The organism is Mannheimia sp. USDA-ARS-USMARC-1261 (genome assembly GCF_000521605.1).
Lineage (GTDB): Bacteria > Pseudomonadota > Gammaproteobacteria > Enterobacterales > Pasteurellaceae > Mannheimia > Mannheimia indoligenes.
The window spans coordinates 1858246-1881028 of the sequence record NZ_CP006942.1; the positions used below are offsets into that span (position 1 = coordinate 1858246).

The window sequence follows — 22783 nt, forward strand, 5'->3', positions numbered from 1 at the left end:
AAACCCGGAAAAGGCAATTTGCAAAAAATGATATAAATTCAACCGCTTGTTTATTAGATATAATGCTTATTCAACATTAAGAAATCATCATAAATCGGTAAAATCAGCACCTCTGGTTTTTCAATTTTAAGCACTTTGGGCTTTTCTTCTGCTTTATTTTCAGAGCTATTCTCATCTTTTTTATTGGCAGTGATATCTTGTTCTTGTTTATCTTGTGGAGGAGCTAGCTCTGCTTTAACATTCGGTTTTGCTTCATTGATATCTATTTTTTTAGCTAATTCTTCCGTTTTATTTTCCGTTTGCGGAGACTCAATCTTCGTTTCTTGGGTATTAACTTGTTCGGTTTTTTGTTCAGTTTCCACTTGCTCTACAGTCTGCTCTGTACTATTTTCTTCCACTTTTGGTTTATATGATGGATCTAATAATTGGCGGCTGATATCCATTTTAGAATCGAGCCAGATCGCAGCAATAGCATCGCTAAATTTTTTATTAAACACTTCAGATACAACACGATCATTTAAAATAAAGTAGCCACTATCTTCTAACGCGATATAGTGCAAAGTATCTTCCGGTTTAATGTCAGGGAATGTTTTTCTCAGACGAGTAATAACTTCATCAACCTCTTGTTCAGGCAGTTGAATGCCTAAATTATTCCAAGTTCTTGCTAAAGAAACCGCAAAATCACGCCCTTCCCACGGCTTTTTATATTGCAATGTGAGCATTAATGGACGTGTACCTTCATCATAGCGACCCGTTTCGGTAAAAAGTGTGATGTGATAAATATTGAACGGTCCCCAAGTATAATTGACATCATTAATTTTTTTCCAAGTTGCATTTGCTGTGCCTAAAAATAGAGAGAACAGTGTAAAAAAGACCGCTTTATAACGCATTATTTGGTATCCTAAAGATAAAAGTTATGGTGGCTATTATAGCCTTAAATAGGGTTATCACACATACTAATTTTCGATATAAATTTTGTGATCAAGTTCAAAAAATCAGAAAGATTTATGCGTAGAATCACGAAAAAATGCTAGTATTTTGTTATAAATATGACAAACAACAAATAGGAGTTAAATATGTTTCCGGAATTTCGTGATTTAATTACAGAATTAAAACAAAGCGATGCACATTTTTCTCGCTTGTTTGACAAACATAACGAGCTAGATCAGCGTATCAAAAATATGGAAGCTAATATTGAGATCGCCACCCACGAAGAAGTTGAGACTCTAAAAAAAGAAAAACTGCATCTAAAAGATCAGCTTTACGCTATCCTAAAACAAAAATCTGCTTAATACTTAAAGAAAAAGTCCAGAATTTCTGGACTTTTTTCGTTTATAGCTTCTCTAAATTTGCCATTTTTGCAATCAGCCATTTTATCCCATTACCGACGAATGCCACTTGTAAACGGGTTGCTTCGCCTGAACCTTCCACATTGATAATCGTACCTTGTCCGAATTTGGCGTGATTTACTTTCTGTCCCATTTTCCAGCTATCATCATTTAAGATGGAAGCGGTCGTTTTTGCTGGATTTTTTGCAAATGCAGAAGATTGATTAAAACTCGCCGCACGATTAATTGAACCTCTTAAACGCACTTCACGAATATGTTCTTCCGGTAACTCGGCAATAAAGCGAGAAGGTATATGACGTTCTTCCTTGCCGTATAAACGGCGGGATTCCGCATAGCTGATAGTGAGCTTTTTCTTCGCTCGAGTAATGCCAACATACGCCAAGCGACGTTCTTCTTGCAATCTGCCTTCATCAAAACTCATTCCACTTGGGAAAATCCCTTCTTCCACACCCACCATAAATACACGTGGGAATTCTAAGCCTTTCGCTGAGTGTAATGTCATTAGCTCCACATAATCTTCGTGTTGAGAGGCTTGAGCTTCACCGGCTTCAAGGGATGCGTGAGTTAAAAAGGCAGTGAGATCAGTTAAATCTTCTGCTTCATCAGGTTTAACAAACTGTTTAGTGGCAGTTACTAGCTCTTCTAAGTTTTCAATACGAACTTCACCTTTCTCGCCTTTTTCTTGTTTGTACATTTCATACAAGCCCGATTTTTTAATTACATAATCGGTTTGCTCAGCTAAAGACATCTGCTCGGTTTCTTGATCTAAGGCATTAATCAATTCAACAAAGCGGAGCAACGAAGAAGCCGCTCTGCCTGAAAGTTGTTCTTCCTGCACTGCCACTTGAATGGCTTGCCATAAGGTAATTTGGCGGTTTCGAGTAATTTGGCGAAGCGTGTCTAAGGTTCTGTCGCCAATACCTCTGGTTGGGGTGTTAATCACACGCTCAAATGCAGCATCGTCCTGGCGGTTGGCAATCAAACGCAGATACGCCAACGCGTCTTTGATCTCTTGGCGTTCAAAGAATCGCATTCCGCCGTAAATGCGGTACGGAATATTGGCTTGAATTAAGGCTTCCTCAATCACACGGGACTGGCTGTTGCTACGGTAAAGCACCGCACATTCGGCAAGATCGCCCTCGTCCTCTTTCCATTGTTTGATTTGAGAGGCGACAAAGCGGGCTTCGTCCAACTCATTGAAGGCACAGTAAATATCTACGGGTTCGCCATCACCACTATCTGTCCATAAATTTTTGCCCAAGCGGTTATCATTATTGGCAATTAATTCATTGGCACAGCTTAAAATATTGCCGGTGGAACGGTAATTTTGCTCCAAACGAATGGTTTGAGCATTGTCATAATCGTTCAAGAAACGCTGAATATTCTCCACCTGAGCTCCACGCCAACCGTAGATCGATTGATCATCATCGCCCACGATCATCACTTTGCCGACATCACCTGCTAATAAGCGAATAAGATCGTACTGAATGTTGTTGGTGTCTTGGAACTCATCGATCAAAATCTGCTGAAAGCGTTGTTGATAACGCTGCAAAATCGCAGGTTTGCGTTTGAATAACTCATAAGTTCGAATAAGCAGCTCGGCAAAATCCAATAAGCCTGCACGGTCGCACGCCTCTTGGTAGATCTGATAAATCTCAACCAGTTTTTTCTCATTTGGATCGTTATGGTGTTCGATATCTTTGGCTCGTTTTCCCTTATCTTTTTGAGCATTGATATACCAAGCAACGTGTTTCGGCGGGAAATGTTTTTCATCAATATTGTGTAGTTTCAGCAAGCGTTTGAGCAAACGCTGCTGATCTTCGGTATCCATAATTTGGAAATCTTTCGGTAAATCGGCATCTAAGTAATGGGAGCGTAATAAACGATTAGCAATACTATGAAAAGTGCCTACCCACATACCAAACAGGCGGTTATCGCCTGATTGGGAAAGGGTATGCTCAATACGGTGCCGCATTTCTGCAGCAGCTTTATTGGTAAAAGTTACGGCGAGAATGTTTGATTCCGGTATATTTTCCACGCCAATTAACCACGCAATGCGGTGAGTTAAAACCCTTGTTTTGCCCGAACCGGCTCCCGCCAGAACCAAGTAATTGCCGATTGGTGCAGCAACAGCCTCTCGCTGCTTGTCATTTAAACCATCTAATAATAATGAAAAATCCATAATCACCTTTTAATCTGTGCTTTTATACAGCATTATAGCCTAAATTATGGGTTTAAGAAAATGTTCTCCGTTAAAATGGGATCTTGGAATTCAAAACCGGCTGCGAGGAGTTTTTCTGGAATGAGTTGTTGGTTATCTAATACTAAGCAAGCTCGTTCACCTAAGCCTAATTTCAACGCAAATTCAGGCACAGCAAAGAAAGCGGGACGATTAACTGCATTCGCTAGAATACGATTAAATTCCTCATTTCTTACGGGATTTGGTGCAACAAAATTGTAAACACCCGAACAATTTGCATTTTTTAGTAAAAAAATGACCGCTTGTACGTGATCTCGGCGGCTAATCCACGCCCAATATTGTTTGCCTGAACCAAGTTTTCCGCCTAATCCGCATCTATAAATCGGTAAAATTTTCTTTAATGCTCCACCTTCAGGCGAAAATACCGTCCCAGTACGAATTAAACAAACTCTGGTTTTATCACTTTCAGCTTTTAGTGCAGCGGCTTCCCATTGTTGGCAAAGGTAGTTAGTGAAACAATCTTGATAACAAGCGGTCGATTCTGTATAAAAATTTGCAGATTTCGGTAAATCGCCATAAATTCCGATTGCCGAACCTGAGAGAAAAGTATGCGGAGGATTAACACTCGCATTAATTAATTCGCTGAGCTTATTGGTAATTTTAACTCGGCTTTCAATGAGTTTACGCTTTTGTTGCTCCGTCCAACGCTTATCAAAAATGGGCTCACCGGCAAGGTTAATAACCGCATCAAAGTCGTTTAAATCGGAAAACTCATCGAGTGAATAGCAATGTGTAATCCGTTTATCATCACTTTTTTTGTCTTTATTTCTAACTAAAAGAGTAAAGTGATGATTTTCAGATTTTAACTTTTTAATTAACTCAGTGCCAATAAAGCCCGTACCCCCCGTAATAAGAATATTCATACGTTATCTCCTTATAAAGAAATGGCAAACTTGCCACGCTACTGCCTTAATTATTTACAATTTAGTTATCTACCATCTAGCTACAATGATGTTTCAAATAGCTCCGTGATATTTTTAATTAAATCTTCCACCAAAACCTGACGGACAGGGGTAATAAAAATGGTGTCATCGCCTGCAATTGTACCTAAAATGCCTTCAGCTTTTCCCATTGAATCCAGTAAGCGTGCAATAAGTTGGGCTGCTCCCGGGCTGGTTTTTACCACAATTAATGCTTCATTGTAGTCAATATCAACCACTAAATTTTTAAGTGGACTTGATGTTGTTGGCACACTTAATTCTACAGGGAGCTGATAGACCATTTCCATTTTGGTGTTACGTGTTCTAACCGCTCCAAATTTAGACAACATTCGAGAAACTTTTGATTGGTTAATGTTCTCAAACCCCATTTCTTGTAATGCGGTTACAATTTCACTTTGTGAGCTGAATTTTTCTTCTCGCAGTAGTGATTTAAACGCTTCTGATAAATTATCGATCTTATCCACATTCATTCTCTTATTCATAAAAAAGCTAAAATTATTCATCATTCTTGCTTATTTATGCAAATAAATCAATAAACCAAGAAAAAATCCAATAAAAAATTTGCTCTATGTCTCAAAAATGAGATTTGCTGTTTGAATCCCGAAAAAATTTGCCTTACACTAAAATTAATCTAAACTTCCATAACTTATTAGGAGAAATTTATGTGTAAAAAAGTCGCTCTTTTAGGTGCAGCAGGTGGCATTGGTCAATCTCTCGCATTATTATTAAAACTCAATTTACCTGCTAAATCTGAATTATCTCTTTATGATATTTCCCCTGTTACACCCGGTATTGCGGTTGATTTAAGCCATATTCCAACGGATGTTAAAGTAACAGGTTTTGCAGGTGAAGATCCGACTTATGCACTTAAAGATGCTGATGTGGTTGTGATTTCTGCAGGTGTTGCTCGTAAGCCGGGTATGACGCGTGCTGATTTATTCAATGTCAACGCAACTATCGTACATAACTTAGTGGAAAAAGCAGCAAAAGTTTGTCCGAAAGCGTGTATCGCAATTATCACTAACCCGGTTAATACGATTATTCCTATCGCGGCAGAAGTACTGAAAAAAGCCGGTGTTTACGATAAAAACAAACTCTTCGGGGTAACCACATTAGATGTAATTCGTGCTCACACTTTTGTAGCTGAAGCTAAAAATGTGAATGTGAAATATGTGAGAGTACCTGTTATTGGCGGGCATTCAGGCACAACTATTCTTCCATTACTTTCACAAGCAACCGTAAATGGCTTAAAACTTGAATTCACTCAAGAGCAAATTGAGCAATTAACTCACCGCATTCAAAATGCAGGCACGGAAGTGGTTGAAGCGAAAGCAGGTGGTGGCTCAGCAACCTTATCAATGGCACAAGCAGGTGCAGAATTTGCACTTGGTTTGGTAAGAGGATTAATTGGTGAAGATGTTCTTCGCTATGCTTATATTGATAACACAAACGGAGAAACCTCTCCGGCATTCTTTGCCTACCCTATTCGTTTAGGTTCGGATGGCTTGAAAGAAGTGCTACCAATTGGCAAATTAAGCGATTTTGAGAAAAAACAAGTAGAAGATTTAATTCCAATTTTAAATGAAGAGATCGAATTAGGTCAAAAATTCAATAAAGATGCTTAATTAAAATATGAGGGCTGATCAATCTGTCAGCCCTTTTTTCATCTAATTTTATTATTATCAGAAGGAAATGATTATGTTAAAACACAAGATTATTATTAGTTTAATGGCATTTTCTATTATCGCTTGTTCATCTAATAAGCCAGTGAAAGTCGTAAGTGGTGATAATAAATTAGATTATGCACAACAAAAGAATATTCATATTAGTGAATCAACATTAGCAAATAACACGACGACTACAAATCAGAATATGCAAAAGCCGAAAAATGCAACGGCACTTTGCTTTAATGGGATTTATTCAACAGATATACAAAATCCTTGTGCAAATCAAGGCGGAGTAAAAGAGAAATATAGCCATTACTATGCTGATTAAATAGAGAATAGCAATACGCCCATTTTATGGGCGTATTGTTACCCTTTCTTTTCGGCTTTTTGCTCTTTTTCGGGTTCAGGGTCAAATTTCACTACTGGCACACAGCCTCGACAAGCACCTTGATTTACACCTAATTCATCACAAAATTGGTCGTACTTTTCAAGGGCTTTTTTAAACCAGCTTTTCTTTTCGGTTTGTTCGCTCATTGTCTTTCTCCACTAGAAGAAATGACAAGCGGTTGTTTTTGGTAAAAAATTTGTAAAAAACAACCGCTTGCCTACTTAATTAATCACGGAAGTTATTGAATTGGAAAGGCTGTCCTAAATCTGCCCCTTTCACTAATTGAATAGCTGCCTGTAAATCATCACGAGATTTACCCGTTACACGCACTTGTTCGCCTTGAATTTGAGCTTGCACTTTGATTTTCGAATCTTTAATCAGCTTAGTAATTTTCTTCGCCATATCCGATTCAATCCCTTGTTTGAGCTTAATCTCTTTGGAGTAAAGTTTACCGTGATGCTCACTTTCAGTTGGAATATCAAGTGAGTTATGCTCAATGCCACGTTTTACGCAAGAGCCGATTAAAATTTCAATTAACTGTTCTAATTGGAAATCCGATTCGGTGGTAAGCTTAATAGTTTCGTTTTTCTCGTTTAACTCAATCACCGCTTCAACACCACGAAAGTCATAACGAGTGCTTAACACACGGTTTGCATTTTCAACCGCATTACGCACTTCGTGCATTGTGATTTCAGATACAATATCAAATGATGGCATTTTTTCTTCTCCATTAATTTTGAAATAAATTCTTCGCATTCAGCAGCAAGCACAATGCGGTTAAGTCGCCAAAGTTTACCACAAAATTCGCCTGTTCTTGTACTTTTGGTTTGGCGTGTAAGGCAACGCCTAAGCCGGCGGTTCTTAACATTGGCAAATCGTTTGCTCCATCGCCTACCGCAACCCATTGATTTTTTGGAATATTAAATTCTGTCGCAAGTTGTTGTAGTGTATCGGCTTTATGTTGAGCATCCACCACCTTACCCAATACATTACCGGTTAATTTGCTATCAATAATTTCCAGCTGGTTCGATACAGCAAAATCTAAGCCATATTTTTCTTTTAAGTAATCAGCAAAATAGTCAAATCCACCGGAGGCAATTGCCAATTTCCAGCCTTTGCTTTTCAGAAGCGACACCATTTGCTCAAAGCCGTCCATAAGCGGTAGATTTTCTCGCACTTTTTGTAAAATGGCTTCAGGTGCATTTTCAAGTGTAGCGACACGTTTGCGTAAGCTTTGCTCAAAATCCAACTCGCCACGCATTGCACTTGCGGTAATCGCAGACACAATTTCGCCCGTGCCGGCAAGCTTAGCGATTTCATCAATACACTCAATTTTAATGGCGGTTGAATCCATATCCATTAATAACAAACCGGCTTGGTTTAAATTTGGAATAATATTGAGATCGCTAATATCCGCATTGACTTGTTGAGCCGTTTCACGCAATTCACAAGCGGTCAAATTTGTCGAAAAAAATGCAATTTTATAGTCTAAATAGACCGCTTGTTTGAGCAACGTTGCCTCTGCTTGTTGCGAAAACTGCTTAATTTCACGCTCATTTAACGTTTTTGAATAAATAAAAATTGTATTTACCATAGTCTTATTTTAGGTTGTTTAAATTTACTGCATTAATCTAACAGAAAACCGTGCTACAATCACGCATCATTTTAAGAGGAATGCTATGTATATTACTCGCGAAAAAATAGCTAAAACGCTTTTACTGGCTGGGATTACTGCTCTCTGCATCGCGGTTGTGGCGGTTATTTTAACGGGCGTAAATCAGTTTAAATTAGGCTCTCAATTAGCAAGTATTAACCAAGTGTCAAATCTGTCGCATTTATTGGTTCGCCAACAAGCGAATATTTTCTCGTTTTTATTAGTAAAAAATGCAAAAACAGATGAATTGGTTGATGCATTGGATAGTTTTGCAAAAGAAGATTTTATTATTGATGCAAATATTTATTCGCCCAAAGGTGTGCTGCTCGCACAAAGTCAAAATGCGAAAGAGTTAAAAACTCTATTAACCTCTGAACAAGTAGAAAAAACACAGCAAATTGTTGAGCCTATTTTTGCCCAGCAAGCATTGGTTGGTTTTTTACGCGTTACGTTTGATGCCGAGTACGGACAAACTACAAAAGCCCGAGTAGAGCAACAATTCCATCAACTTTATGGCGAGATGATTATTTTGCTTTTAACAGGTATATTGCTGGCAAGCAGCGTACATTATTACTTCCGCCGTAAAATTCATCAGCTACAAATCGCTCCAAAACCAATGATGAGTGAAGTAAAAACACAAACCCAGCGTTTTCATTCACGTCGTCGATGGATTAAGCAGAAATAGCGTGTTATCAAAGAAACGATTGTAATTTGAACGAATAAGCGTATAATATCCGCCGTTTTTCGCCAAATGGCATAGCAAAGAAAATTAAAATTTAAAGAGGAATAAATGGCTAAAGAAGATAGCATTGAGATGCAAGGTACAATTTTAGAAACCTTACCAAATACAATGTTCCGTGTGGAATTAGAAAATGGGCACGTGGTAACTGCTCACATTTCAGGCAAAATGCGTAAAAACTATATCCGTATTTTAACCGGCGACAAAGTTACCGTTGAAATGACACCATACGATTTAAGCAAAGCACGCATTATTTTCCGTGCGAGATAATTTGTATAATCAAAAAAAATAGAGGCGAACACTTAACAGGTTCGCCTTTATTTTCAGATTGAAGTTTAACCTTTCTCAATAATTGCTTCTGCACAAGCAAAAGCGGATGACCACGCCCATTGGAAGTTATAGCCACCAAGCCAGCCTGTTACATCGAGCACTTCGCCGATAAAATAAAGCCCATCAACATTTTTAGCTTCCATTGTTTTAGAAGAAATATAATGGGTATCGATCCCGCCCTTTGTTACTTCTGCGGTACGATAGCCTTCTGTGCCATTTGGTAAAAATTGCCAGTGATGGATAAATTCATTTAAGAAAGCGAGATCTTTTTTGCTCAAATCGGCAATGATTTTATCAGCCAGCAATTTCTGCTCTAGCCAAATATCAACTAATTTTTTCGGAAAATAGCGAGATAATACGGTTTTTAACTGCAATTTCGGCGAAGATTGACGAAGTTCTTTCAATATATCAAGAATGGATTCACTTGGAAGTAAATCAATTTCCACCGTTTCGCCCAATTCCCAATAATTCGAGATCTGTAAAATAGCAGGACCAGATAATCCTCTATGAGTAAACAACATTTGATTACTAAAACTTTTTCCATTTTGGCTGGAAACAGTAACAGGAATGGCAATGCCTGAAAGTTCGGTAAAGTATTTATCAGTTTCTTTCCAAGTAAAAGGCACAAGGCTGGCACGAGGAGCAATAACAGGAATGCCAAACTGTTCGGCAATTTGATAACCAAAAGGGCTTGCACCTAATGCTGGCATTGATAATCCGCCTGTGGCAATCACTAAATGCTCCGCTTGGAACTGCTCACTAGCGGTCGAAATTTGGAAATTTTTTGCAAATTTTTCGACGGAAATGACCGCTTGTCGTAAAAAGATCTCGACTTTACCTTTCTCACATTCTGCTTGTAATAAATCGACAATCTGTTGCGAGCTTTCATCACAGAAAAGTTGTCCAAGCTCTTTTTCGTGATAGCTGATGCCGTAACTCGCAACAAGGGAAATAAAATCCCATTGAGTGTAACGAGAGAGAGCCGATTTTACAAAATGACGGTTTTGGCTAAGGTAATTCCCGGCTCCAATCTCTAAATTGGTAAAATTACAAAAACCACCACCCGACATTAAAATCTTACGTCCGATTTTCTTGCCACTATCTAGCAGTGCAACTTTTTTGCCGCCTTGCCCTAGTTGAGCGGCACAAAATAACCCTGCCGCCCCTGCACCAATAATGATGACATCAAATTTTTGCATTAGAAATTGAGTACCTTATCTACTTCTACTGTCCAATCTGCAAGCTCAATAAGTGTGCCTATTTCTACACCATCTACCAACATTAAATGAGTAATACCACGTGTGTTTGTGCAAGTTTTACAGAGTTTCACTATTGCCCCCTGTGCAGTTAAAATTTCCAGCATCTGCTGAACGTGATACCCTTCTACAGGATTTTGTTTGGCAAGCCCAGCAGTAACCGCATCAGACATTAAAAAAATCCGAATTTCGGCTTTTTCTTTGTATTGCTCTTGAATTTGTAATGCCAAACGCAAACCACTAAAGAAGGTTTCATTACCGTAAGGTGCTGAATTGATGATGAAAAGTAGTTTTTGAACTTGATTAGACATAGTTTTACCTCGGAATACACGAAACACATAGATAATTTAAAAATTCCCTCTCACAGGAGAGGGAAACCTACAAAGTTAATGAGCATCAGCCCAAATAAATTTGATCATAAAGAGCAATGAAATCACTAACACAGACGGGCTGATTTCTTTCCAACGCCCAGTGAATGCTTTCATTACACAGTAGCTGATAAAACCAAAGGCAATTCCTTCGGTAATTGAGTAAGTAAATGGCATCATTGCTGTAGTAATGAATGCCGGTGTAGCTTCAGTTAAGTCGTCCCATTTTACCTCAATCAGGCTTGAAGCCATCAAAATCCCGACGAATACCAACGCACCTGCGGTTGCATAAGCAGGCACTAAACCAGCTAATGGTGAGAAGAAAATAGTCAGTAAGAATAAAATCCCCACAACAACCGCAGTTAAACCGGTACGACCGCCAACAGAAACACCTGAACCACTTTCAATGTAAGTTGAGATCGCCGATGTTCCCATATAAGAACCAGCCATTGCTGCGGTACTATCCACTAATAGAGCCTGTTTCATTCTCGGAAAACGACCTTGCTCATCTGCAAAACCCGCTTTAGTGGTTACTGCAATCAACGTACCTGATGAGTCAAACAAGTTTACTAACATAAAGGAGAAAATAATGCCAAGTAAGGCGACATCAAAAGCTCCGGCAATATCAACCTGCCCGACAACAGCCCCTAAACTTGGCGGCATAGACATTATACCGTTGAATGTTACAGCAGGATCGAAAATTAAAGCTAAGCCTGTAACCACTACAATCGATACTAATACACCAGAGTGAACGCCCTTAGCCGCTAACACAACGATGATAAAGAAACCTAAAATCCCCATTAATACTTTAGGATCGTGTAAGTTACCTAATGCAACTAAGGTCGCTTCATTTGGCACAACAATACCCATATTTTTAAAGCCGATTAACGCAATAAATAAGCCGATACCTGCCCCAATGCCTACTCGTAAACCAAGTGGAATCGCAGACATAAACCAGTAGCGAACTTGCAATACGGTTAATAGGAATAAGCCCACAGAGCCTAAGAAAATTGCCCCCATACCTACTTGCCAAGAATAGCCTAATTTTTGCACTACTACAAAAGCAAAAAAGGCATTCAACCCCATTGCGGGTGCAAGTGCAATCGGTAGATTACTGAATAAGCCCATTGCAATAGTACCAAATGCAGCAATTAAACAGGTGGTTACGAATACGACTTGAGTATCCATTCCTGCTACACCTAGAATGGACGGATTAACGAAAACAATGTAAACCATTGTGAAAAAGGTAGTAATCCCCGCGATGATTTCGGTTTTAGCATTACTGCCTTTTGCTTTAAGCTGAAATAATTTTTCTAACATAAGACCTTCGTAACTTAATAAATTGTGAAAATGACAACGCCCAAGCAATCGGTTGCTCGGGCGTTGATGATTTTTATCACGGAATGAACCGTTTGGCAAGTATTTAATATTCTAAAACTAATTTTAATAGTTCAACCGATAACAATGCCAAGCTAAAACGTTGCTCATCAGCCACAGACCAGAACTGAATTTCTTGTTCTGATTTTGCTAATAACTGGCTGATTTCTAATGCATTTCGCTCTTCGTTTTCCCCATTTTTTACCGCAGTAATCACTGAATTTTCATTAAAATTAATCCAACTTGTTGCTTTCCATTCCGTACTTAAATTTTCAGCATCTAGCGGATACTCAGATTGTACCGAAACCATTTGCGACACACCATAAAATACCGGCACTTGAATAGTGTGGAAAGTAATACACGCGGTCAAATTTGGTAAAACTTTTGCAAGTTGCAGTTCAAAGGCTTTAGAGAAAGGCAATTTTTTCTCCTCACCTTGCACATTAGCAGGCACAACATCAAACGCAATACGCTCTGCATTTTCATAAAACGGAATGCCATTTAATAAACGTGCAGTTTGCCCGGCTAATTCTTTAACTTTCTCATCGCCAAAATAAGCTGAAGGTAAAAGTGAAGTTACAAATACTTGATTTAAAGGCTGAGCCAATAATGGCTTTAATGCCAATGCAAGTTGTGAAACTTGTGGATTGGCTAGAGCTACAATATTTCGCTCACGCACATTTGCCACATTTTCATCATTTACACTTGGCACAATTACAGGTACATCGCTAATCAATGCGGTAATGCCATATAAATCTAAAATCACACAGCCCGCTTTCACCGCTTCAGCCAACACTTCTGCTTGAGCCATTTTGCCTGCAAATAAAACGTGAGTAAATTCAGCCCAATTCACTTCATCTAACGCATATTGTGCAACGGCTTTTGCTCCTAAGCGTAAGTTTTGCTCTTCTCCGAAAGGCTCTAATTCTACCGCTGAAATTTTCTCAATGCCTAAATCTTGGGTTTCTAGTACTTCAAGTAGTTTTTCTGCAAGCGTAAAATCGCTCGCAATAGCTAAATGGATAATTGACACATTTTCTCCTTTTCATCATTTTCGTTTCAGAATTATAGTGCAATTTACCTTTCTTCGCTATTCTGAATAGTAACGACAGGTTTATACCCACAACGAGTTAATTGCAACTTTTTAGCAAAAAAACACCGCTTGTTTTCCGACTGATTTACTTTTCAAATGTTTGGATTTTTGATATAGTTCACACTTTGGAAAGTAGCTTCTCATTCTCATTAAAATGGAAAGTGAATGGAAGTCAAAAAGCCCGATATAAAGAAATGGCAAAACAAGATTCAGATTGTATCACATTAGATCTGTTTGCGACTGTACCAAAAGTTGGGCGTCCTCGCACTAATCCTCTTGATAGAGAACAACAAATTCGAATCAATAAACGTAATCAGCTAAAGCGAGATAAATCGTCGGGTTTAAAGCGGGTTGAACTTAAATTGCATTCTGATTTAGTCAAACTTTTAGAGGAACAGGCAGCCGAACAAGGTATTTCACGCGGGCAGTTGATTGAAATAATTCTAAATAATTATATCAAAAATAGGTAGTAGCAATGGCAGTTGTAGGTTTATTTTACGGTAGTGATACCGGCAATACAGAAAATATTTCTAAAATGATTCAGAAAAATTTAGGTGCTGAATTAATTGATATTCGTGATATTGCTAAAAGTACGAAAGAAGATATTGAAGCATATGATTTTCTAATGTTTGGTATTCCGACTTGGTATTACGGAGAATCTCAAGCAGATTGGGATGATTTTATGCCAACGTTAAAAGAGATTGATTTTAACGGTAAAGTGGTAGCAATTTTTGGTTGTGGAGATCAAGAAGATTACGCAGAATATTTCTGTGATGCAATGGGTACAGTGCGTGATATTATTGAGCCAAACGGTGCGGTTATTGTTGGGCATTGGTCAACTGAAGGTTATAACTTTGAGGTTTCACAAGCTTTAGTTGATGATGCAACTTTTGTCGGTCTTTGCATTGATGAAGATAGACAACCGGAATTAACCACTGAGCGTGTTAATAAATGGTGTGCACAGTTAAAAGAAGAAATGTGTTTAGACCAACTTGCATAAGGTTTTGAGTAAAGATAATTAGGTGGCAGATATGTCTGAAGCAAATATTAAACGTTTAAAAGAGGTAGGCTTAAAAGTTACCGAGCCTCGTTTAACCATTCTTGCATTAATGCAAGACATTCGTGATGAAATGCAACATTTTGCAGCGGAAGATATTTATAAGATTCTGTTAGAAAAAGGTTCAGATATTGGTTTGGCAACTGTTTACCGTGTATTAAACCAATTTGAAGAAGCGGGCATTTTAACTCGTCATAATTTCGATGCAAACAAAGCGGTATTTGAATTAAATATGAACCACGAACACGATCACATCATCTGTATGGATTGCGGTAAAGTATTTGAATTTAAAGATCCGGATATGGAACGCCGCCAACGTGAAATCAGTGAAAAGCACGGAATGGAACTAACCAACCACAGTTTATATCTCTACGGTAAATGTAGCAATTTAACCAATTGTGATGAGAAAAAATAAGATCGCTTATTTAACTTAATTATCTATTACCGAAGCCCCTTTTTAAGGGTCTTCGGTATTGTTCTATATAGGTTTCGCTAATTATTAATATTATGATGGAAGAACAGACACAACCTGTAATGGATGCCCAAATCAGGCAACCTCGCAAAATATCGCCTTTTTGGCTCTTGCCAATTGTCGCTTTTATTATTGGGGCTTTACTTTTTTTCCAGATCTTAAAAGAACAGGGCGAAACAATCTCGATCCGATTTGCTAAAGGCGATGGAATTGTTGCAGGAAAAACCATTGTCCGTTATCAAGGTTTAGAAATCGGGCGAGTAAAACGTGTTTATTTTGTTGATAATTTAAGAGAAGTTGAAGTTTTAGCCGAGATCAATGCTGAGGCGAGAAGCCTATTACGCCAAGATACTAAATTTTGGCTGGTTCAACCCTCTGCTTCATTAGCAGGGGTTTCCGGGTTAGATGCGATTGTTTCGGGTAACTATATTACTCTCTTACCCGGCGAGGGCGAGTCTGCCGATGAATTCATTGCTGAAGAAGATCCCCCGGCTGTTACCGTAAGTGATGGCGATTTACTTGTCCGTCTCGTTTCTGATGATATCGGCTCAATTAATGTAGGAGCAAGCGTTTATTTCCGTAAAGTGCCTGTGGGAAACATTGCCGACTACCGTTTTACCAAAGATCAGAAGAAAATAGAAATCGACGTTATCATTCAGAAAAAGTACGCTCATTTGGTGAAAAAAGAGAGCCGTTTCTGGAATATTAGTGGTATTAGTGCCGATCTTAATTTACAAGGCATAAGAGTTAATATGGAAAGTCTTGCCTCTGTAGTGCAAGGAGCGGTTGCCTTCGATTCGCCTGATAATATGGAAGCTGCCGAACAAGGGCAAAAATTTGAACTATATCCGGATTTAAAATCGGCAAAACGCGGTATTGAAATCAAGGTTAAAGTACCACTTTCGCCTAATTTAAGAGTGAATGAAACCTCTGTTTTTTATCAACGTACACAAATCGGTACACTTTCTCAGCTCAAATTACCTGAAGTAACCGATAACGGCTTACCACAGCAAAACTTGGAGCAAGATAAATTAATTGAGGGCATTTTATTAATCGATCCAAGTTACGAAAATTTACTGCGTTCACAAACGAAAATATTGCTGAAAGAGCCCAAATTTGCATTAAATGCGGAGCAATTAACTAAAATTGGCGAGCTTCTGCGTGGCATTTATTTTGATGTTCAACCCGGAGAAGGAGAGCCTCAATCTGAGTTTATCGTACAAAATGAAGCCGATTACTTATTAAGTTTACCAAATTTACTGAGTTTCAGCCTAACTGCACCGCAAGCCTATGGGGTTGATGTAAATCAAGGTATTTACTATAGCGATGTGCAAATTGGCGAAATTGTTAAACGTTCATTAGATTTAGAGAATATTCGCTTTGATGCGATTATCTATCCGCCTTATCGTAATTTAATTGGCAGTAACAGTAAGTTTGTTGCCATTTCCAATCTGGATATGTCAGTCGGTTTAGATGGCTTACGTATACACGCAGGCTCGACCTCTGATTGGTTAAAGGGAGGGATTCGCTTAATTAATGGTAAGAGTGAAGGTAATCCTAAAAAGCAGTATCCGTTATATAAAGATATAGAAAGTGCGGAATCTGGTATTTCAACTTTAAGCAAAAACGCAACTGTTACACTTTCCGCCGAATCATTATCAGGTATTAGTGAAGGTTCAATTGTACTCTATCGAGATTTTCAAGTCGGCGAAGTTTTAAAAGTAACTCCTAAGCAAAATCGCTTTGATGTTGAACTCTTTATTCAGCCTAATTATCGCCATTTATTAACAGAAACGAGCCGTTTCTGGATTGAACCTGCAACCAATGTTGATGTGTCATTAAAAGGTGTAAACATCACTACTGCACCTTTAATGCGAACATTAAAAGGAGCGATTAGCTTTGATAATGGCGGTTCAAAAGGCAATAAAACCCTTTACGCAACAAAAGAGAAAGCAACTTCAGGTAATACTTACATTACTCTCATTGCGAAAGATGGTAGCAAACTCAGTGAGGGTATGGATATCAAGTATATGGGCTTAACAGTGGGTCGAATTGAAAAACTGGAATTGCAAAATGCAAAAAAACAGATAAAAGCGACCGCTTACATTCAAGGCAAATATTATCCGTCTATTGCTAAAGCAGGTGCAAAATTTAGTGTGGTTTCGCCTGAAATTAGTACGGCTGGCTTTAAAAATTTAGATGCTGCATTGCAAAACTATATTACCGTTGATGCAGGTTCTGGCAAAGCTCAAAACTATTTTGAGCTATCACAAACCGATACAGTAAAAACAACCTACGCAAGCGGCTTCCCAATTATTGTGGAAACCACAAATGCCAATGGTATTCAGCCGGAAGCACCTGTACTTTATCGTGGAATGCAAGTCGGTATTGTGAGCCACTTAAGCTTAAGTGAACTCAACGACAGAGTGTTAATTCACCTTAAAATTAACAACAAATACAAACACTTAGTCAGAACTAATACCCAATTCTGGCAAGCTTCGGGCTATACAATGGATATCAGCTTACAAGGTGTGAGTATGAATTCCGGTACGATGTCGCAATTATTAAACGGCGGTATTGAATTCTCTACCCCTTACACTAAAGTGGTGAAGCCACAAGCCCAAGCCAATAGAAGATTTTTCTTACAACGCAAACTTCCTGAAGACGCCCCAGCGTGGGAACAAGGAATTGCAGAATAATATTATGGAGTGAAAAAATGCCTTTATTAGATAGTTTTAAAGTTGATCATACTAAAATGAATGCCCCTGCGGTGCGTGTTGCTAAAACAATGACAACACCAAAAGGCGATACTATTACCGTGTTTGATTTACGTTTTTGCCGCCCGAATATTGATATTCTTCCTGTGCGTGGTATTCACACAATGGAGCATCTGTTTGCTGGCTTTATGCGTGATCACTTAAATAGCGAAAACGTGGAAATTATTGATATTTCACCAATGGGTTGCCGCACTGGCTTTTATATGTCGCTAATCGGCTCACCTTCTGCACAAGAAGTTGCAGATGCTTGGACGGCTTCTATGGAAGATGCGTTAAACAAAATTCCAGATGTTTCCGCAATTCCGGAACTGAATGAATACCAATGTGGCTCTTATAAAGAGCATTCATTAGAAGAAGCTCACAAAATTGCTCGTGATGTTTTAACTGTAGGAATTGGTATTAACCGTAATGAAGATTTAGCATTAGATGACAAATTGTTAAATCCGTAATCTTTATTAAAATCTTACTGGGGCAAATTGCTATTTGTCCCTACTTTTTTATACTCGGAAATCATTAGTTTATGTTTGAAAAACTCTTTAGATGGTTTGAGGCAAGGGTGGAAACCTACCCAAATGAAATGCCGAAAACGCCAAAATCAGGTTTAATTCCTTTTATTTTTGATGCTACAAAAGGAATGCGAATTTATATTCTAATTCTGACAATCTTTGTAGCAGCAGTCGGCGTTATTGAAGCCATTCTGTTTCAATTTATGGGCGATTTAGTCGATTGGATCAACAAATACACACCTGCTGAACTCTGGGCTGAAAAAGGTTGGACAATTATAGGAATGTTTTTTATTGCGATACTCGCCGTTGTATTCGTTTATCTCGCCAGCAGCATACGCTTCCAATCTTTACAAGGCGTTTTCCCAATGCGTTTGCGTTGGAACTTCCACCGCTTAATGCTAGGGCAAAGTCTAGGCTTTTACCAAGATGAATTTGCAGGGCGAGTATCCGCAAAAGTAATGCAAACTGCCCTCTCCGTGCGTGATGTGATTATGACTTGTGCGGATATGTTGGTTTATGTATTAGTGTATTTTACCACCTCAAGTGTGATTTTATTGCAACTGGATAGCTGGTTATTTGTCCCCTTTATCTTATGGGTAATTTCACTTGCTGCCACTATTATCTATTTCGTGCCTAAACTGGCTCAAGCAGCCCAAGAACAATCTGATGCTCGAAGCCTTATGACCGGTCGAATTACAGATGCTTACTCAAACATTGCAACTGTCAAGTTATTCTCTCACGGTAATCGTGAATCTGCTTATGCGAAAGAATCAATGGAAGAATTTATGGTTACAGTACATAAACAGATGCGTTTAGTTACCGTGATAGAAACCGTAACCAACCTAACTTCTATGGCATTAATTATCTCCACAGCAGGTATCGGTTTATGGCTTTGGGGGTCAAGCATAGTAACTGCTGGGGCTATTGCCACCTCAACCGCGTTAGCATTAAGAATCAAAGGATTATCGCAATGGATTATGTGGGAGTTTGCCCGTCTATTTGAAAATTTAGGTACCGTACAAGACGGTATGATTACTCTTTCCAAACCGCACAATGTGGTAGATAAAGAGAATGCTCAACCGTTAAATGTAACCAAAGGCGAAATTAAATTTGAGAACGTAGATTTTGCCTACGATGTCAAAAAACCATTACTGAAAGATTTTGATTTAACCATCAAACCGGGTGAAAAAGTGGGCTTAGTAGGTCGTAGTGGTGCAGGTAAATCAACGCTTACCAACTTACTATTACGTTTTTACGATATTCAAGACGGCTCAATTACGATTGATGGTCAGAATATTCGAGACATTACACAAGAAAGCCTCCGCTCACAAATTGGCTTAGTAACGCAAGATACCTCACTACTCCACCGTTCTGTGCGTGAAAACCTAATGTATGGTCGCCCAACTGCCACAGAGGAGGAGATGATAAAAGCCGTTGAGCAAGCCGCTGCAAGTGAATTTATTCCAAACTTGCAAGATGCCAAAGGTAGAACAGGTTTTGATGCACACGTTGGCGAACGTGGTGTAAAACTTTCAGGCGGACAACGCCAACGTATTGCAATTGCCCGTGTGATGTTAAAAGATGCCCCAATTCTGTTATTAGATGAAGCAACCAGTGCCTTAGATTCTGAAGTGGAAGTGGCAATTCAAGAAAACCTCACCAAACTGATGGAAGGCAAAACGGTAGTGGCGATTGCTCACCGCCTCTCTACCATTATGGCAATGGATAGATTAATTGTGCTAGATAAAGGCGAAATTGTTGAACAAGGCACACACGAAGAATTACTCGCTCAAAATGGCGTTTACGCAAGACTTTGGGCTCATCAAAGTGGGGGATTCTTACCGGAACATACCGATATCTAAACGTAGATCTCACCTTATCTTTTAAGATCAAGCGGTCATTTTTAGTGAAAAATTTGCAAATTTTCAGCAAAAAATGACCGCTTGTTCACCAATTAAAATGTCCTTGAAATTCATACCGAACCTATCAAAATTTTGACAAAAATTTTCAAGATTTCTCCCCTTTTTTCAGGTATCATTACTACCTTTATTAACAATAATTTTGGAGCAAATTGTGTCTTCCCTTTGGTCTGATTGCCTTAATCACTTACAAACGAAAGTATCGCCAACTGATTACAGTACTTGGCTACGCCCTCTGCAAGCCGGGTCTGATAATGGGGAACTCACTCTTTATGCACAAAATCAATTCGTTGAAAATTGGGTTAAAGATAAATTTTTATCGGAAATTACGGAATTAGCTCGTTTTTTATCTAAAAATGATAATTTGGTTGTAAACCTAAAAGTAGGTATTAAGCCTGCGGAACAAGCAAAACCACAAATTAGCTCAAAAAACGAACTTTCCGAATTTAGCAATACAGGCTTTAAAACAGGGTTAAATCCACACCAAACTTTTGATAATTTCGTACAAGGTCGTTCAAACCAACTGGCGAAATTAGTTGCTCAACAGGTGGTTGATAATCTTGGCGAAAGCCACTGTAATCCACTTTCTTTCTATGCCGGCACTGGTTTAGGTAAAACCCACTTATTGCACGCTATCGGTAATGAATTGGTCAAACGCAATCCAACGGTTCGTGTGCTTTATATTCATCTTGAGCGTTTTTACCGTGATATTATTAAAGCCATTAACAGCTCAAATAATGATGCGGAAAAAATCAAGAAATTCTATCGCTCGCTTGATGTGTTGATGATTGACGATATTCAATTTCTTGCCAACAAGCCAAAAGTACAAGAAGAGTTTTTACATCTATTAAATGCCCTATTTGAGCAGAAAAAGCAGATTATTCTAACTTCTGATGTTCTGCCGAAGAATATTGATAAAATTGATACCGCAATTAAATCACGCTTAAGTGGTGGTATTAGTGCCACTATTGAGCCGCCGGAGCTGGAAACCCGTGTAGCAATTCTCCGCCAAAAAGCCTTAGAACGTGGTGCAGATTTACAAGAAGATGCCGCTTATTTAATGGGGCAAAAACTTCGCACCAATGTGCGTGAATTAGAAGGAGCATTAAACCGCGTAATTGCGTGGCAAAAACTCACGCTTCGCCCCATTACCGTTGATGCAGTACGTGAAACCTTACAAGACTTATTTGCCTCTTTCGATTACTTAATTACAATTGAAAATATTCAACGCATTGTGGCGGAATATTACGGCATTAAAGTGGCTGATATTAAATCAAAAAGCCGAGCGAGAAGTGTTGCTCGCCCTCGTCAAATAGCAATGGCGTTAGCAAAAGAACTCACTAACCATAGCTTGCCTGAAATTGGCAGAGAATTTGGCGGGCGAGATCATACCACCGTGCTACACGCTTGCAAAACCATTAATGAATTGCGTGATACCGAAAGCGGTATTCAAGAAGATTATATAAATTTAACGCGTAAATTATCATCTTAAGCTGTTAAGAATAAAGGAATGATTATGCAAATTACGATTACCAGAGACCAATTACTCAAGCCTTTGCAACAGGTATGTGGCGTGTTGAGCAGCCGCCCGACATTGCCTGTGATTAACAATATTTTATTAGAAATTGAAGGCGATCGTTTATCTTTAACCGGCACGGATTTAGAAGTTGAATTAACAACTCAAGCTCAGCTGCTACAAGCGGTCGATTTTGCAGGAAAATTTACTATTCCAGCAAAAAAATTCTTAGACATTAGCAAAAGTCTGCCTGATGATAGCGTTATTTCAGTAACGTTCGAAGAAGATAAAGCCATTATCAAAGCAGGTCGCAGCAAATTCAGCTTAGCAACTTTACCTGCCAGCGACTATCCAAATTTAATGGATTGGAAGCCTGAAGTGGACTTTTCTATTGAGCAGGCGACTCTTGCCCGTCTTATTGATGCAACGCAATTTTCAATGGCAAACCAAGATGCACGCTATTTCTTAAATGGAATGAAGTTTGAAACAGAAGGCAATTTATTACGTACCGTTGCCACAGACGGGCACCGTTTAGCCGTTTGCACAATGGTGCTAAATCAAGAGCTTTTAACCCATTCGGTTATCGTACCACGTAAAGCAGTGCTTGAGCTTTCACGTCTTGTATCTGCCAGCAATGAAGAAGTGCGTTTAGAGATTGGCTCAAGCAATATCCGTATTACAATGAACGGCATTGTCTTTACATCAAAATTAATTGACGGCAGATTCCCTGACTACCGCCGAGTTCTTCCTCGCAACGCAGATCGCATTTTAGAAGCGGATACCGAAACGTTAAAACGTGCATTAATGCGTGCGGCTATTCTTTCAAACGAGAAATTCAGAGGCGTGCGTTTAACGCTAAGCAACAATCTACTTAAAATTACCGCCAATAACCCAGAGCAAGAAGAAGCAGAAGAAATAATTGATGTTGCCTACGACAGTCCGGAAATGGAAGTAGGCTTCAATGTCAGCTATGTGCTAGATGTACTCAATACGCTAAAATGCCAACGAGTACGCTTCAGTCTCGTGGATTCAAGCTCAAGTTGCTTAATTGAAGATTGCGATAACACTTCCGCGGAATATGTGATTATGCCGATGCGTTTGTAATACGAAAAAG

The 22783-nt window shown here is 38.9% G+C and carries 24 protein-coding genes; 13 read left to right on the forward strand and 11 right to left on the reverse strand.

What is annotated here, in order from left to right; translation table 11 throughout:
- Window positions 1–53: 53 nt before the first annotated feature.
- Window positions 54–890 (reverse strand): hypothetical protein, encoded by an 837-nt coding sequence (locus X781_RS08955; RefSeq protein ID WP_025236544.1) that lies wholly within the window; start codon window positions 888–890, stop codon window positions 54–56.
- 186 nt (window positions 891–1076) lie between these two features.
- Here X781_RS08955 and X781_RS08960 point away from each other — a divergent pair, with 186 nt between their 5' ends.
- Window positions 1077–1292, forward strand: coding sequence for a YdcH family protein (locus X781_RS08960; protein WP_025236545.1), 216 nt, complete (start codon window positions 1077–1079; stop codon window positions 1290–1292).
- A gap of 40 nt (window positions 1293–1332) precedes the next feature.
- Here X781_RS08960 and uvrD read toward each other — a convergent pair whose 3' ends face one another.
- The 3 genes from uvrD to argR form a co-directional block, all read right to left on the reverse strand.
- Entirely contained in the window at window positions 1333–3531 is a 2199-nt protein-coding gene (uvrD, locus tag X781_RS08965) for a DNA helicase II (protein WP_025236546.1), read from the reverse strand.
- Window positions 3532–3575: 44 nt separating this feature from the next.
- Window positions 3576–4472, reverse strand: coding sequence for a TIGR01777 family oxidoreductase (locus tag X781_RS08970; RefSeq protein WP_025236547.1), 897 nt, complete (start codon window positions 4470–4472; stop codon window positions 3576–3578).
- A gap of 80 nt (window positions 4473–4552) precedes the next feature.
- Window positions 4553–5014 carry a transcriptional regulator ArgR gene (argR, locus tag X781_RS08975; protein WP_025236548.1) on the reverse strand — a complete coding sequence of 154 codons (462 nt, stop codon included), beginning with the start codon at window positions 5012–5014 and terminating at the stop codon, window positions 4553–4555.
- Window positions 5015–5212: 198 nt separating this feature from the next.
- On the opposite strand from argR, the gene mdh reads away from it, so the two are divergent.
- Both mdh and X781_RS08985 read left to right on the forward strand, forming a co-directional pair.
- On the forward strand, window positions 5213–6175 hold the full coding sequence (gene mdh, locus X781_RS08980) for a malate dehydrogenase (RefSeq protein ID WP_025236549.1): 963 nt from the start codon (window positions 5213–5215) through the stop codon (window positions 6173–6175).
- A 73-nt stretch (window positions 6176–6248) separates the two neighbouring features.
- Window positions 6249–6545, forward strand: coding sequence for a hypothetical protein (locus X781_RS08985; RefSeq protein ID WP_025236550.1), 297 nt, complete (start codon window positions 6249–6251; stop codon window positions 6543–6545).
- A gap of 38 nt (window positions 6546–6583) precedes the next feature.
- On the opposite strand, the gene X781_RS12340 is transcribed toward X781_RS08985, so the two are convergent.
- The 3 genes from X781_RS12340 to serB form a co-directional block, all read right to left on the reverse strand.
- Complete coding sequence (locus X781_RS12340) at window positions 6584–6751, reverse strand: DUF5363 domain-containing protein (RefSeq protein WP_158497216.1); 168 nt, start codon at window positions 6749–6751, stop codon at window positions 6584–6586.
- A gap of 79 nt (window positions 6752–6830) precedes the next feature.
- Complete coding sequence (locus tag X781_RS08990) at window positions 6831–7322, reverse strand: YajQ family cyclic di-GMP-binding protein (RefSeq protein ID WP_025236551.1); 492 nt, start codon at window positions 7320–7322, stop codon at window positions 6831–6833.
- Between the two features lie 13 nt (window positions 7323–7335).
- Window positions 7336–8199: a phosphoserine phosphatase SerB gene (serB, locus tag X781_RS08995; RefSeq protein ID WP_025236552.1), complete on the reverse strand. Its 864-nt coding sequence runs from the start codon at window positions 8197–8199 to the stop codon at window positions 7336–7338.
- A gap of 85 nt (window positions 8200–8284) precedes the next feature.
- Here serB and X781_RS09000 point away from each other — a divergent pair, with 85 nt between their 5' ends.
- Both X781_RS09000 and infA read left to right on the forward strand, forming a co-directional pair.
- Entirely contained in the window at window positions 8285–8944 is a 660-nt protein-coding gene (locus X781_RS09000) for a YtjB family periplasmic protein (protein ID WP_025236553.1), read from the forward strand.
- A 105-nt stretch (window positions 8945–9049) separates the two neighbouring features.
- On the forward strand, window positions 9050–9268 hold the full coding sequence (infA, locus tag X781_RS09005) for a translation initiation factor IF-1 (RefSeq protein WP_025217878.1): 219 nt from the start codon (window positions 9050–9052) through the stop codon (window positions 9266–9268).
- Window positions 9269–9333: 65 nt separating this feature from the next.
- On the opposite strand, the gene X781_RS09010 is transcribed toward infA, so the two are convergent.
- From X781_RS09010 to X781_RS09025, 4 genes are all read right to left on the reverse strand, one after another.
- Window positions 9334–10527, reverse strand: a complete 1194-nt coding sequence (locus X781_RS09010; protein ID WP_025236554.1) for an NAD(P)/FAD-dependent oxidoreductase — start codon at window positions 10525–10527, stop codon at window positions 9334–9336.
- Window positions 10527–10895: a DsrE/DsrF/TusD sulfur relay family protein gene (locus X781_RS09015; RefSeq protein ID WP_038644009.1), complete on the reverse strand. Its 369-nt coding sequence runs from the start codon at window positions 10893–10895 to the stop codon at window positions 10527–10529. The genes X781_RS09010 and X781_RS09015 overlap by 1 nt, the downstream gene beginning before the upstream one ends.
- Before the next feature lie 75 nt (window positions 10896–10970).
- Window positions 10971–12272 carry an NCS2 family permease gene (locus X781_RS09020; RefSeq protein WP_025236556.1) on the reverse strand — a complete coding sequence of 434 codons (1302 nt, stop codon included), beginning with the start codon at window positions 12270–12272 and terminating at the stop codon, window positions 10971–10973.
- Window positions 12273–12375: 103 nt separating this feature from the next.
- Complete coding sequence (locus tag X781_RS09025) at window positions 12376–13362, reverse strand: oxidoreductase (protein ID WP_025236557.1); 987 nt, start codon at window positions 13360–13362, stop codon at window positions 12376–12378.
- Window positions 13363–13616: 254 nt separating this feature from the next.
- Between X781_RS09025 and ybfE the strand changes: the two genes are divergently transcribed.
- The 8 genes from ybfE (at window position 13617) to dnaN (ending at window position 22773) form a co-directional block, all read left to right on the forward strand.
- A complete protein-coding gene (ybfE, locus tag X781_RS09030) occupies window positions 13617–13892 on the forward strand; it encodes a LexA regulated protein (protein WP_025236558.1) in 276 nt (91 codons plus the stop codon).
- A 5-nt stretch (window positions 13893–13897) separates the two neighbouring features.
- The gene (fldA, locus tag X781_RS09035) at window positions 13898–14422 is read left to right on the forward strand and encodes a flavodoxin FldA (protein ID WP_025236559.1); all 525 of its coding nucleotides are present in this window, start codon (window positions 13898–13900) and stop codon (window positions 14420–14422) included.
- 31 nt (window positions 14423–14453) lie between these two features.
- Window positions 14454–14894, forward strand: a complete 441-nt coding sequence (fur, locus tag X781_RS09040) for a ferric iron uptake transcriptional regulator (RefSeq protein ID WP_006250413.1) — start codon at window positions 14454–14456, stop codon at window positions 14892–14894.
- Between the two features lie 95 nt (window positions 14895–14989).
- Window positions 14990–17650, forward strand: a complete 2661-nt coding sequence (locus X781_RS09045) for an MlaD family protein (RefSeq protein WP_442914791.1) — start codon at window positions 14990–14992, stop codon at window positions 17648–17650.
- 17 nt (window positions 17651–17667) lie between these two features.
- Window positions 17668–18177, forward strand: coding sequence for an S-ribosylhomocysteine lyase (luxS, locus tag X781_RS09050; protein ID WP_025236561.1), 510 nt, complete (start codon window positions 17668–17670; stop codon window positions 18175–18177).
- A gap of 71 nt (window positions 18178–18248) precedes the next feature.
- Window positions 18249–20096 carry an ABC transporter ATP-binding protein gene (locus X781_RS09055; protein WP_025236562.1) on the forward strand — a complete coding sequence of 616 codons (1848 nt, stop codon included), beginning with the start codon at window positions 18249–18251 and terminating at the stop codon, window positions 20094–20096.
- A gap of 199 nt (window positions 20097–20295) precedes the next feature.
- Complete coding sequence (gene dnaA / locus X781_RS09060) at window positions 20296–21645, forward strand: chromosomal replication initiator protein DnaA (protein ID WP_025236563.1); 1350 nt, start codon at window positions 20296–20298, stop codon at window positions 21643–21645.
- A 24-nt stretch (window positions 21646–21669) separates the two neighbouring features.
- On the forward strand, window positions 21670–22773 hold the full coding sequence (gene dnaN / locus X781_RS09065) for a DNA polymerase III subunit beta (RefSeq protein ID WP_025236564.1): 1104 nt from the start codon (window positions 21670–21672) through the stop codon (window positions 22771–22773).
- The last annotated feature ends 10 nt before the right edge of the window (window positions 22774–22783 follow it).

Excerpts from the sequence above, each read along its gene's own strand:
- serB (WP_025236552.1), bottom strand. The coding sequence starts at position 8,199 with ATGGTAAATACAATTTTTATTTATTCAAAAACGTTAAATGAGCGTGAA.
- X781_RS09000 (WP_025236553.1), top strand. The coding sequence starts at position 8,285 with ATGTATATTACTCGCGAAAAAATAGCTAAAACGCTTTTACTGGCTGGG.
- X781_RS08970 (WP_025236547.1), bottom strand. The coding sequence starts at position 4,472 with ATGAATATTCTTATTACGGGGGGTACGGGCTTTATTGGCACTGAGTTA.
- X781_RS09020 (WP_025236556.1), bottom strand. The coding sequence starts at position 12,272 with ATGTTAGAAAAATTATTTCAGCTTAAAGCAAAAGGCAGTAATGCTAAA.
- ybfE (WP_025236558.1), top strand. The coding sequence starts at position 13,617 with ATGGCAAAACAAGATTCAGATTGTATCACATTAGATCTGTTTGCGACT.
- fldA (WP_025236559.1), top strand. The coding sequence starts at position 13,898 with ATGGCAGTTGTAGGTTTATTTTACGGTAGTGATACCGGCAATACAGAA.
- infA (WP_025217878.1), top strand. The coding sequence starts at position 9,050 with ATGGCTAAAGAAGATAGCATTGAGATGCAAGGTACAATTTTAGAAACC.
- X781_RS12340 (WP_158497216.1), bottom strand. The coding sequence starts at position 6,751 with ATGAGCGAACAAACCGAAAAGAAAAGCTGGTTTAAAAAAGCCCTTGAA.
- X781_RS08985 (WP_025236550.1), top strand. The coding sequence starts at position 6,249 with ATGTTAAAACACAAGATTATTATTAGTTTAATGGCATTTTCTATTATC.
- X781_RS09045 (WP_442914791.1), top strand. The coding sequence starts at position 14,990 with ATGGAAGAACAGACACAACCTGTAATGGATGCCCAAATCAGGCAACCT.
- X781_RS09015 (WP_038644009.1), bottom strand. The coding sequence starts at position 10,895 with ATGTCTAATCAAGTTCAAAAACTACTTTTCATCATCAATTCAGCACCT.
- X781_RS09055 (WP_025236562.1), top strand. The coding sequence starts at position 18,249 with ATGTTTGAAAAACTCTTTAGATGGTTTGAGGCAAGGGTGGAAACCTAC.
- dnaN (WP_025236564.1), top strand. The coding sequence starts at position 21,670 with ATGCAAATTACGATTACCAGAGACCAATTACTCAAGCCTTTGCAACAG.
- fur (WP_006250413.1), top strand. The coding sequence starts at position 14,454 with ATGTCTGAAGCAAATATTAAACGTTTAAAAGAGGTAGGCTTAAAAGTT.
- X781_RS08955 (WP_025236544.1), bottom strand. The coding sequence starts at position 890 with ATGCGTTATAAAGCGGTCTTTTTTACACTGTTCTCTCTATTTTTAGGC.
- X781_RS09010 (WP_025236554.1), bottom strand. The coding sequence starts at position 10,527 with ATGCAAAAATTTGATGTCATCATTATTGGTGCAGGGGCGGCAGGGTTA.
- uvrD (WP_025236546.1), bottom strand. The coding sequence starts at position 3,531 with ATGGATTTTTCATTATTATTAGATGGTTTAAATGACAAGCAGCGAGAG.
- X781_RS08960 (WP_025236545.1), top strand. The coding sequence starts at position 1,077 with ATGTTTCCGGAATTTCGTGATTTAATTACAGAATTAAAACAAAGCGAT.
- mdh (WP_025236549.1), top strand. The coding sequence starts at position 5,213 with ATGTGTAAAAAAGTCGCTCTTTTAGGTGCAGCAGGTGGCATTGGTCAA.
- X781_RS08990 (WP_025236551.1), bottom strand. The coding sequence starts at position 7,322 with ATGCCATCATTTGATATTGTATCTGAAATCACAATGCACGAAGTGCGT.
- luxS (WP_025236561.1), top strand. The coding sequence starts at position 17,668 with ATGCCTTTATTAGATAGTTTTAAAGTTGATCATACTAAAATGAATGCC.